Raw genomic sequence first — 11,696 nt, 5'->3', positions numbered from 1 at the left:
TTTCACTATAGCAGAATTAGCTATCGCTGCTTAGAAAATTTAACAAAACTCTAGGCTAAAACTGACATGACTTTTTAGCGATTAAATAGATTCAGCAGAATGCTTGCTACAACGCTTATCACAATCATCGTCATTATTGGAAAGTAAATTTTGGTATTGCCAGAGCTGTGCTTGATGTCGCCTGGTAGATTGCCTATCCACGAAAACAGGCTTGGAAACACTAGCCAAATAGCCCCTATTACTACTAATATAGCTCCCAAAATAATTAGGATTTTTGCCATTGGTTAGTCCTTATTAATATTTTTTAATTAAATATATCAGCTTAATCAACTATATCAGCGTCTACAAAAAAAGCCTATCTATAACAGATAAGCTTTTTTATAAAACTAATATTTAACCTAAAATTCGAGCGCTCTGTCTCCGTTGGCGTCTTGAATACGCGTTGGCAGACCTATCCTATTGAGTAGATTAATGAATGGCTTAGCGTCTAGCTCCTCGACATTGACCATCTTTCCGGTGTCCCACTCCCCAGTCGCGACAAGCATAGCGGCTGCGACGGGTGGCACGCCTGCAGTATAGGAGATACCTTGGCTACCCACTTCATTGTAGGCCTCTTTATGGTCAGAGACGTTGTAGATAAACACCTCAGAATCAACACCGTCTATCCGTCCTTTGACTTTATCACCAATACAAGTCTTGCCTGTATAATTAGGTGCAAGCGAGCTAGGATCTGGCAATACCGCTTTGACCACTTTGAGCGGAATCACTTCTTGCCCCTCGGCAGTTGTCACTGGCTGCTCAGAGAGCAAGCCCAGACTTTGTAGGACGGTAAAGACATTAATGTAGTGCTCACCAAAACCCATCCAAAAGCGAATATTCGGCACATCTAGATTGGCTGATAGCGAATGAATCTCGTCATGTCCGCTTAAATAGCTGTTTTGCACGCCAACGACAGGCAGATCATCGGTACGCTTGACCTCGAACATATCGTTGGTTTGCCATTGGCTATTTTGCCAAGAGTAAACTGTGCCGGTGAACTCGCGAAAGTTAATCTCAGGGTCGAAGTTGGTTGCAAAGTATTTACCATGGCTGCCAGCGTTAATATCGATGATGTCGATATCAGTGACTGAACCTTTATCCATCATGTCATAGCCGAGGCGCGCGTAAGCGTTGACCACGCCCGGATCAAACCCTGCGCCCAAGATAGCAGTGACATTATTATCAGCGCAGCGCTGCTTGCGTTGCCACTCATAGTTATTATACCAAGGCGGGGTTTCACAAATCTTGCGCGGATCTTCGTGAATGGCAGTGTCGATATAAGCTACTCCCGTCTCAATACAAGCTTCTAGTACACTCATATTAATAAAGGCTGAGCCGACATTGATAAGGATCTCAACACCCGTGTCGTTGATAAGTTTGATCAGCGCTGCACTGTCCATCGCATCGACTTGGTGGGTGTGCAGCGTCGCTGGACGTTTAAAGCTGTTTTTGTCATGGACGCTTTGCGCTATCTCATCACACTTGGCCTTAGTACGCGAGGCAATATAAATCTCGCCGAGTACGTCATTATGCATGGCACATTTATGCGCGACCACTTGTGCTACGCCGCCTGCACCGATAATAAGAACGTCTTTTTTATTAAGCTTGGTTTGACTTATGTTCAATGAACAATCCTCCTTTGTGTTCCTGCCGATGCCACAGAGGTGGCTATGCAAAACAGTAACAGATGAATGATGTGTATGAATTAAAAAGGAAGACCGAGGAAAACCCATACACCCGTCGGGCAAAAACTATTATTTGTCTTATAACCTTTACCTAGTGCAATTATAACAATTTTATCCTTTTTTTAGCACTATCTAGCGAGTAAAAATTAAGACAAGCTCGCTTTATAATCTTGATAATCAAACTCACGCTGGATATCAATACTGCCATCTAAACGGCGAATTACAATGGCTGGCATGTTGACGCCATTGAACCAGTTTTTTTTCACCATAGTATAACCTGCGGCATTAGCAAAGCTTATTTGGTCGCCTACCTTGAGTTTATCCGCTAGCGCATACTCGCCAAAAATATCACCCGCTAGGCAAGAACGACCACAAACGATGGTATTGTCTAGCGCCTGCTGATTACAGCTTTCTGCAGCGGGCAAGATATCGACGGCCTCGTCATTGATAGCCGCGATAGCTGCCGACTCTTGGTAAATAAGCAAATCGAGCATATGTGCTTCGATAGAAGCATCAACCACTGCGATGTTTTTTTCATTGTGCAGCGTATCGAGTACCGTTGTTACGAGCGTGCCCGCGCTATGGATACTCGCCTCGCCTGGCTCAAGATAGACTTGCACGCCGTATTTTTCGCTAAAGCTTTTTAGCCTATCGGCCAGTTTTTCTAATGGATAATCAGGCGCAATAAAGTGAATACCGCCGCCGAGACTTACCCACTCGAGCTCAGCTAAAACATCACCAAACTTCGCTTCGATATCTGCCAAACTATCGCTGAACGCCTCAAAGCTATCGTTCTCGCAGTTATTGTGAATCATCACGCCACTAATATCAGCAAGCACCGCTGCAATTTTATCTTTGTCATGCTCGCCCAAACGACTAAACGGGCGCGCTGGATCAGCAATGATAAAAGAAGAATTACTGGTCTTAGGGTTCAGACGCAAGCCTACAGGAATGTTTTGTGCATAGGCTTGCTCTTTAAAAGCGGTGAGCTGCGAGATAGAATTAAAGATAATCTTATCGGCATAGCTCAATACCTCATCTATCTCATCACTGCTATAAGCCACACTATAAGCATGCGTCTCTTTATCTTGCGCGCCGCCAAACGTCTCAAAACCTAAACGCACCTCATTGAGTGACGATGAAGTTGTACCGTGCAAATAGGGCTGCATCGCGTCAAAGACTCCCCAAGTTGCAAAGCACTTAAGCGCGAGTAACGCCTTGGCTCCTGATAGCTCACATAGACGCGCGATAATCTGCATATTGCTGACGATTGCCGCCTCATCGAGTAAATAATAAGGCGTCGCTGGTAATTGAGACGACACTTTGGAAGCCTTTAAGGATGGGTTTACTGAATTCATATAAAGCAGCCTAAATCAGATAAGCAAAAAAGTGGAATAGTATAGGTTAAAGAGGCGAAGCAGATGGCAGATGGTCATTCGTAGCGATTAATAATAAGGTTTATATTCGCTTTTGCAAGCACAAGGGGTGCTACATTTTAACATCATGACCGCAGCTACTATTTAAGTTATAGTAAGCTAAATTCATTACTAGGAGTAATAGCTTATGTCGCTCTCAACCGATTATTCTACCAGCGCTAGTCAAGCGAATCATAATAAAATAAATGCTGAAGATATTAATCTACAACACATCAATGCTGATGCGCGTGCCGTATTAGAATTTTGGTTTAATGAAGACAACGAGCCTTACTGGTTTGAGAAAAACGACGATTTTGATCAGCGTATTGAGTCAAAGTTTGGCAAAATTTGGCAAGCAGCTATACATGGTGAGTGCGCTCACTGGCGCCGCGGTGACAATAAAGCCGACGCCAATAGCTCCATTACCAATCTCGCCGGACGCTTGGCGGAGATTATTGTCTTAGATCAGTTCTCGCGTAATTTATGCCGCGGCAAGCCTTGTGCTTTTTCACAAGACGGCATGGCTGTAGTGCTTGCGCAAGAAGCGATCAAGCAGCCGCATTTTGATAGCTTACCGATGGAATGGCGACGCTTTACTATCATACCATTTATGCATTCTGAATCCTTAGCCATTCATGAGCAGTATTTGCCACTATTTGAGCAGCTTAATGATGAAAGTACATTAGGGTTTGAGCATCGTCATAAAGATATTATTGAGCAATTTGGTCGCTATCCGCATCGTAATGAGACTTTGGGCCGAGAGTCTACTGACAAAGAAAAAGAGTTTTTGCAGCAGCCGGGCTCTTCATTTTAGGCGCAGATTAGAGGTCTATACTTAAAAGATTATAATTAAAAGGCTATGCTGACGACTCAGTTTTCGATGACTGCTCATTTATGAGTAGTTCACCTCGCCTGTCATAAAGCTAAACGACTTACTGATCAGGCGTTGGTCATTTATGATGACATCGAAGCTTACTTTATACTCAGTGTTGCCCTGCAAGCCGCAGTTGTTTGCTTTTTTTATCATTGTCTGCTTTATGCTAGCCTTACAGCTATCGACTGCGTCTGTGATAGGTAAGATAAAAGCTTCGTTTTTGGGCAGTTTATAGTCTGTATTTAGGTAAGAATCTGATTGATAATCAAGTACTTGCGTCGGTATCGCTGTTCTGCGCAGCTCATCATAAAAGCGAATGTTGATAATCTGAATAGTGTCGGCTGCTGCCACTTTGATATAGATAGGCTGACCTATAGGATCGGTACTTAAGTCGCGGCCGGTATGCTTTACTGGATCTGGGGTTTCGTTATAAAGAGCCGTTACTGTGCCGGTTACGCCTTGGCACGGATAAGTTAAAACACCAGCATAGTTAGCATCCACCGTGTCAGCTGTAGCAGCGGCGTTGCTGACTAGCACATAGCCTTGATTATTGCGCGTGTCTTTATTATAGGGCTTGTAGGCGACGACCGCCGTCCCTACTACTTTCGAGCTTGGCTGCATCAGCGAGCGCAGATGATAAGGCGCGGCAAGCAAGGATCTAGCCATCGAAGTGGTTATGGTCTCTGCTGAGAGTAGCTCACCTGCAGAATGGTAATACATACTCTGCGCGATGTTTTCTGTGAAGCCATACTTTAGATTGGCGTAGCTGGCATTGAATAAACGGTTTTTGATATCTAGGCCGCTATAATGCGGGTTATTGCTGCTAGTAACCGCTTTAATATCTTTAATCTCGTTTTGATAGTGCGGATAAAACAGCGCGGGCTGCGAATGTGCAAAAATGTATTTAATATAGTTCGCATGCCCTAACGCGACTTGTTTAAGCTCAGCATCTGGCGATAAAGTGTCAAGGCCACAGCGGCTTCTAGCGTCATTAAACACCTTATTGGCTATAGCCGATGCATTATCATCATCATCGACGTTAATGTTTTCGTTACTGTTATTATCGTCATTACTATCATTATTGTCATGGTTTTGAGTCTTTTCACCTGAGCTTAAATCATTATCCTTTTGGGCTAAAATACTCGTATCAGCTTGCTCATCGATCTTTATACCTAAGACTGCAAACGCCTCCTCTAACTGCAGATGTGCTATCGCCGCTTTTACATCTTGTAGATAAAGTGCTGGTAGATAGGCTCTTTTTACTCCGTCATCGGCAGGTATTAGCAATAGCAAAGCCAATAATAACACCGGCATGGTAGCAGAAGATCTAGCGCTCACTTACTCCCCTTTTAGTCATAAGTTTTGTCGTTAATATGGAGTACTCACATACTCTACCTTTGTTTTATGGGCGAAAAACTACGTCTGTGCTCATCTAGCACGCCATGAGTCTCAATAGCTTGCAGGTGCGCCTTAGTCGGATAGCCTTTATGCTTAGCAATAGCATACTCAGGATGCTTGCTATCTAAAGCGTACATCGTCTGATCGCGGCTAACTTTAGCCAAGACACTAGCTGCCGCTATACTAGTATGCCGTGCGTCCCCTTTTACCCAAGCTTGGCAATCAATAGCAGATGAGGACAGTCCAAATTCAGACAACTTAACATAATTCAGTTCAGGGCAGCGATTGCCATCGATTAACACCTCAACTTGGCTTGTTTGAATATTCGCAGCATTGCTAACCAATGCCTCTAGCAGTTCTTCCGTGCATAAGCGCATTCCGAGCATTGTCGCTTGCAAGATATTTAGCTGATCGATAACCGCTGCTGGAATATCTGCGATAATATATCCAAGCGCGTGCTGTTGTATTAAAGGATAAAGAGTATCGCGCTTTTTTTCACTGAGCTTTTTGGAGTCAGTCAAGATGGATAAAGGTGTGTCTTTTAGCGGCTGGTTTTCGATAAGATCTGACCAAGTCTTCGGTAAAATAGCTGCCGCAACATGGACACTCCCTAACAAAGGCCCACGCCCTGCTTCATCAATACCTATCTGTAATGTGGGTAAGCTGCCACTTTGCACCGCTCTCGGCGGATACTCAGCTGTGAGCTGCGACAGAAGTAACTGTCCAGTTAATGTTATAGGGGCGGCTAAGGACGTGTATTGACCTTTGATAGTGATGTGCTCAATACAAGTGTCGATAGGCAAAACTTGGGAATTAATACTCATTTTTATCACTGGAATTATTTTATATCATAAGGATTGGAGAGGTTGTTAGAACGTTGCATCGCGAGCGGTACGTGCTCTCATTTGGGCAAACCATTGCTCGACCACGCTATTGGCGGGGTCGTGGTTGCTCTGCTGCTGCAGATTGCGCTTAGTCGCTAGTAAATGCTGTAGCTGTTCATTATAAGCCCGCGGCTGTAAAAGCTTAGTCAGCGTGCGGCAAATATTCTCGCCCGTTGCCTGCTCTTGAATGAGCTCAGTGACTATCATCTCTCCCGCTAAGATATTAGGTAGTGCCACATAAGGAACTTTGACCAAGCGCTTAGCGATCTGATAAGTCAGCTGATTAAGCTGATAAATAACTACCATAGGCCGCTCAAGCAGCATAGCTTCAAGCGTTGCAGTGCCCGAAGCGAGCATAACAATATCGGAGGCCGCCATCGCTTGCTGACTAAAACTCGGCTGACTCTCATCATAGACTACAGCAATAGCATCGCGCAGGGGTTCAGAGCGTTTATCTATCACGTCTTGCACGATATATTGATGATTTTGATCGACTGTCGGGATAATAAAACACAGCTTGGGATCGACTAACAACAGTTTTTGCATACCATCGAGCATCAAAGGTAAAATAGCAGTAATCTCACTGCGGCGCGAGCCTGGCATGACGCAGATAAGCTGACTGACTGCCTCAAAACGCTCTCTAAAAAACTGCTGTAAGCCATCGTTTTGCCAAACCAGCTCACTACGCAGCTGATTGGTCGGCGTCTCAGTCAGCTCAGTATCAAGCGTTCTAAGTAGCGGATGGCCCACACATATCGCCGGATGGTTGTAGCGCTCATAAACGGGCAGCTCGAATGGAAACAAGCACAGCACCAAATGAGTCGCCTCTTTGATACCGTGGATACGCGACTCACGCCATGCCCAAATAGAGGGGCTGACGTACTGGACACAGAACACGCCTTTTGGTTTGAGCTTCTTAGCGACGCGTAAATTAAAATCAGGCGCATCGATACCAATAAACCAATCTATCTGAGCATCCATAAAAGCAGTTAAAAGCTCGCGGCGCGCTTTAAAAAGGTCAGATAATTGCGCGACCACTTCAACCAAACCCATGACGGCTAGCCGAGATAAAGGAAACAGGCTTTGTAGCCCCTGCGCTTGCATCTTGGGTCCGCCCACTCCCACCCAAACAATATCATCACGCAGATTATTCATCTGCTGCATAAAGTCTGCCCCTAAGCTATCCCCCGATACCTCGCCGGCGACTATCCCTATGACCAATGGCGGTGACGATGGTGGTGTTAATGGTGCTTTTGATGGCACTGAGGATAATGCCTGTTCACCTAAGGGTGCACGCTGTTCATCCGCTTGAGTAGGCTTAGCAAAACGAGTCATGACAAACCTTTAATAATGATAAAAATAAAGAATAATATAATCATAAAATAACAAGTATAACAAAATTTTGGTTTTCACATTCCAGTTATCAGTCAATTAACTGCACAGCTACCCTTGTCAACGCACACTTTTGTCCTCATAATGATTATTCCCACAAATCAGCTAAATGATAGATACCCATGACAACAACAGTTACCCACAATGCAGACATTGATGACGTGAACATTGACCAATTCATCCCTTTAGTCACCCCCGCTGAGCTAAAAACTGAGCTACCTCTTACCGATGCCGCCTATCAAACCGTACTCAAAGGCCGTCATACGATTCAAGACATCTTGGATGGTAAAGACAAGCGCTTATTTGTGGTTATTGGCCCTTGCTCTATTCACGATATAAAGGCCGCTCACGAATACGCAGATCGTTTGGCTGTATTGGCCAAAGAAGTCGAAGACAGCATCTTTGTGGTGATGAGAGTCTATTTTGAGAAGCCGCGTACCACTGTGGGCTGGAAAGGCATGATCAACGATCCAGATATGAATGACAGCTTCGATATCGAAAAAGGTCTGCGCAGTGCTCGTAAGCTTTTGATCGATTTGAACGAAAAAGGCTTGCCTTGTGCGACCGAAGCGCTCGATCCGAATACGCCGCAGTACATACAAGACCTTATCAGCTGGTCAGCGATTGGCGCTCGTACCACTGAGAGTCAGACGCATCGCGAGATGAGCTCAGGCTTGTCCTGCCCTGTCGGCTTCAAAAACGGCACCGATGGCGGTATGACTGTCGCTGTCAACGCTATGCAAGCGGTCAAAGCAGGTCATAGCTTCTTAGGTCTATCTGCTGATGGTCAAGTGTCGATTATTAGATCTAAAGGCAATCCTTATGCCCACGTCGTACTGCGCGGCGGCAATGGTAAGCCAAACTATGATGAAACCGCTGTCGCAGCTGCAGAAAACGAGCTAAAAAAAGGCAAAACCAGCACGAAGATTATGATTGACTCAAGCCATGCCAACTCAGGCAAAGATCCGTATTTGCAGCCAATGGTCATCAACAACGTCGCTGAGCAAATTCGAAATGGCAATAAATCCATCATCGGTATGATGATTGAGAGTCACCTAAAAGGCGGTAATCAAAAGCTCACCGCTGATCTTAGTCAGCTTGAGTATGGCAAGTCTATCACTGATGGTTGCCTAGACTGGGACAGCACAGTCACTGCTCTTCATGAGCTGCGTGACGCGGTAAAAGACATATTACCTAATCGATAGTTGCTGACATTATCGCTAGTTGTATTGCTTAACGAAAAAAGCTCATCTATTAAGATGAGCTTTTTGTGTTCTACCAGCTCTGAGCTATTAAGCAGAAGCCTCTGCGGCACTGAGCACACTATCTAGCGTCTCTATTACGTTTTTAGAGGAGACTTGCTGCTGCAAAGCGACAAGCTCATCTTGCGCCATCTGCCGAGTCGGCTCTGCTAGCGTATACCAGCGCGCTAGCACTTGTAGCAAGCGAGATGCCAATACCGGATTGGTGCCATCTAACGTCTTGATTACCCCTGTAAAGAGAGACAAGCCCTCAGCGGTCCAAAGTACGGTCGGCTGCGAGGTGGAAGCGCTAATCACTGAGCGTATCCGATTAGGCGTGTTCCAGTCAAAATCATCATGCACGAGTAAAGCTTTGATATCTTGTGTGGTGACATGAGCGCTCGAGGCTTGTACGCTAAACCACAAATCAATGACCAAATCATTATCATAGAAGCGCTGATAAAAGTCCGCTAAACACTTATCTGCACCAGCAACTCGATGATTCACCATCGCCTTTAACGCGCCGAAGCGTTCAGTCATACAGCTAGCATTCTCATATTGCTGCTGTGCCCACTCCTTTGCACCAGCCACTTCGGCAGTCAATGCCATGTCTAAGACCACATTACGCAGGGCACGCTTACCAAGCGCTTCTGGCGTATCTGAATAAGGCTGCAATGGCAACTGATTATATAAAGCCGTCCACTCATTTTTAAGCGTCTGCGCCACTTGCTTATATAAGCCATTGCGCTGCTGTTTGACCACTTTAGGATCGTAGTCTTGGTGTATGGCTGAGGCCAGCTCCTGCACCGATGGAATATCGAGCAGACGCGCCGCGAGCATAGCATCAGTGACCGCAAGCTTAGGCAGGGTCTTCGCTAAAGCCTGCAGATAGATATCAGGACTGCTTTTTTTATTGCCTTGAATAGTGAGTAAGATACGATTGACAAGCATCTGTGTCACTTGCCATTGGTTAAAGCCATTGGTCTCATGCTCAAGCAAAAACGCTAAGTCCTCATCTTGATAATCATAATTGAGCTGCACCGGCGCACTAAAATCACGCAGCAAAGAAACCACTGGCTCTTGCGTAATATTATCAAAACTAAAGGTCTGCTCTGCCTGATCAAGCATCAGCATACGCTCATCAATGATAGCGCCGGAATCTTTGTCAAATAACGCGGTCGCCACTGGTATTGGTAGCGGCTTTGGTGCATCAAACCCTGGTACGTGGCGCGTCTGCTGCTTAAGAGTGATTGTCAAAGTCTGTGAATCACTATCATAGCTTTGATGACCAGATACTACGGGCGTACCCGGCTGACGATACCAATCGATAAAGTCCTCAATCTTACTATCGGTAATGCTAAGCGCAGATAAAAAATCCTCAACTGTGACCGCTTGGCCGTCATAACGGCGGAAGTACTCATCAGTACCTTTTCGAAAATCTTTAGGGCCTAAAGTATTGGCTATCATCCGCACGATTTCAGCGCCTTTTTCATATACCGTCGTGGTATAAAAATTATTAATCTCAACGAAGCTCTCAGGACGTACCGGATGCGCCAGTGGCCCTGCGTCCTCGCTGAATTGATGCGCGCGCAAAGTGGCAACATCATCGATACGCTGCACCGCGCTTGACTGCTGATCGGCAGAAAAAGATTGATCGCGGTAGACGGTAAGCCCTTCTTTTAGACACAGCTGAAACCAATCACGGCAGGTAATACGATTACCAGTCCAGTTATGAAAGTACTCATGAGCAATGATGGATTTGACACTGAAGCTGCGCGCGTCCGTCGTCGTCTCAGGACTTGAGAGCACACAAGCAGTGTTAAAGATATTGAGACCTTTATTCTCCATCGCGCCCATATTGAACTGACTGACGGCCACTATCATGTAGCGATCCAAATCATACGCACGGCCATAATTGACCTCATCCCAGCGCATCGAGTCTTTGAGCGCCTGCATACCCACATGACACTTATCGATATCATCACTCTTGGCGTAGAGCTCAAGCAAGACCTCGCGCCCCTCACTAGTGGTATAACTATCACTCAATACTTCTAAATCAGCGATGACGCTCGCGAATAGATAGCTGGGCTTGTTGGTTGGGTCGTGCCAAATTGCATAGTGACGGGTGTTGTCGTCGGCAACTTCACCCGCTTCGATCAAATTACCATTGGCAAGTAAAGTCGGAAAGCGCTTGTCGGCCTCAATACGGGTAGTAAAAACAGATAGCACATCAGGGCGATCAGGATAAAAGGTAATCTTGCGAAAGCCCTCAGGCTCACATTGAGTGACAAACATCGTATCGCTACCACTACCGGCTATATACAGACCTTCAAGCGCAGTATTAGTATGCGGATAAATACGTACTTGCAGCTGCAAAGTCAGCTTATCTGGCGCCTCACTAATAATAAGCTTACCGTCAGCTTGCTGATAGCAATCATTAGACAGTACCTCATCGTTAAGTGTGATAGCTATCAGCTCAAGCTCCTCGCCATCGAGGACTAAGTCACCATCGCTCTGCCGCTGCATCACCAAAGTGCTATCGACGATAGCATGGTCATCGAACAGCTGAATATCTAAATCAACGGTATCAACATCGAAGCTTGGCAGCTTATAGTCTTTTAGATGGATTTTGCTGGGCATATGCGTAGGAACATCCGGCATGTCTGCATTGATAATATTGGCATCAGTTTGAGTCGTTGACATTGATAATCCTATTGTTGTTCTAAAGAAGGCTAGAGTCTATTGTTTTTATACGGCGTCATTACCGC

9 protein-coding genes are annotated in these 11,696 nt (G+C 45.5%); 2 read left to right on the top strand and 7 right to left on the bottom strand.

Annotated features, from left to right (window positions below; translation table 11 throughout):
- Positions 1–74: 74 nt before the first annotated feature.
- From W234_RS0109175 to nspC, 3 genes are all read right to left on the bottom strand, one after another.
- A complete protein-coding gene (locus tag W234_RS0109175; protein ID WP_025646563.1) occupies positions 75–281 on the bottom strand; it encodes a DUF2905 domain-containing protein in 207 nt (68 codons plus the stop codon).
- 117 nt (positions 282–398) lie between these two features.
- Positions 399–1,664 carry a saccharopine dehydrogenase family protein gene (locus W234_RS0109170; protein ID WP_025646562.1) on the bottom strand — a complete coding sequence of 422 codons (1,266 nt, stop codon included), beginning with the start codon at positions 1,662–1,664 and terminating at the stop codon, positions 399–401.
- A 206-nt stretch (positions 1,665–1,870) separates the two neighbouring features.
- Positions 1,871–3,082: a carboxynorspermidine decarboxylase gene (gene nspC, locus W234_RS0109165; RefSeq protein ID WP_025646561.1), complete on the bottom strand. Its 1,212-nt coding sequence runs from the start codon at positions 3,080–3,082 to the stop codon at positions 1,871–1,873.
- 289 nt (positions 3,083–3,371) lie between these two features.
- On the opposite strand from nspC, the gene W234_RS0109160 reads away from it, so the two are divergent.
- The gene (locus W234_RS0109160; RefSeq protein ID WP_025646560.1) at positions 3,372–3,953 is read left to right on the top strand and encodes a DUF924 family protein; all 582 of its coding nucleotides are present in this window, start codon (positions 3,372–3,374) and stop codon (positions 3,951–3,953) included.
- A 78-nt stretch (positions 3,954–4,031) separates the two neighbouring features.
- Here the strand turns inward: W234_RS0109160 and W234_RS0109155 are convergent, their stop codons facing one another.
- The 3 genes from W234_RS0109155 to lpxB are packed head-to-tail and all read right to left on the bottom strand — an operon-like array spanning position 4,032 to position 7,630.
- Positions 4,032–5,351 (bottom strand): CAP domain-containing protein, encoded by a 1,320-nt coding sequence (locus W234_RS0109155; RefSeq protein WP_156923983.1) that lies wholly within the window; start codon positions 5,349–5,351, stop codon positions 4,032–4,034.
- A 53-nt stretch (positions 5,352–5,404) separates the two neighbouring features.
- On the bottom strand, positions 5,405–6,235 hold the full coding sequence (locus tag W234_RS13900) for a ribonuclease HII (RefSeq protein WP_084212648.1): 831 nt from the start codon (positions 6,233–6,235) through the stop codon (positions 5,405–5,407).
- 45 nt (positions 6,236–6,280) lie between these two features.
- Complete coding sequence (gene lpxB, locus W234_RS0109145) at positions 6,281–7,630, bottom strand: lipid-A-disaccharide synthase (protein WP_025646558.1); 1,350 nt, start codon at positions 7,628–7,630, stop codon at positions 6,281–6,283.
- Between the two features lie 179 nt (positions 7,631–7,809).
- On the opposite strand from lpxB, the gene W234_RS0109140 reads away from it, so the two are divergent.
- Positions 7,810–8,892 (top strand): 3-deoxy-7-phosphoheptulonate synthase, encoded by a 1,083-nt coding sequence (locus W234_RS0109140; protein ID WP_025646557.1) that lies wholly within the window; start codon positions 7,810–7,812, stop codon positions 8,890–8,892.
- Between the two features lie 87 nt (positions 8,893–8,979).
- Here the strand turns inward: W234_RS0109140 and pepN are convergent, their stop codons facing one another.
- Complete coding sequence (pepN, locus tag W234_RS0109135; RefSeq protein ID WP_025646556.1) at positions 8,980–11,631, bottom strand: aminopeptidase N; 2,652 nt, start codon at positions 11,629–11,631, stop codon at positions 8,980–8,982.
- Positions 11,632–11,696 lie beyond the last annotated feature (65 nt).

Source organism: Psychrobacter sp. TB15 (assembly GCF_000511655.1).
GTDB classification, from domain to species: Bacteria; Pseudomonadota; Gammaproteobacteria; order Pseudomonadales; family Moraxellaceae; genus Psychrobacter; species Psychrobacter submarinus.
The sequence above is the reverse complement of the archived record's forward strand: the minus strand, read 5'-3'. Positions and strand labels throughout refer to the sequence as shown.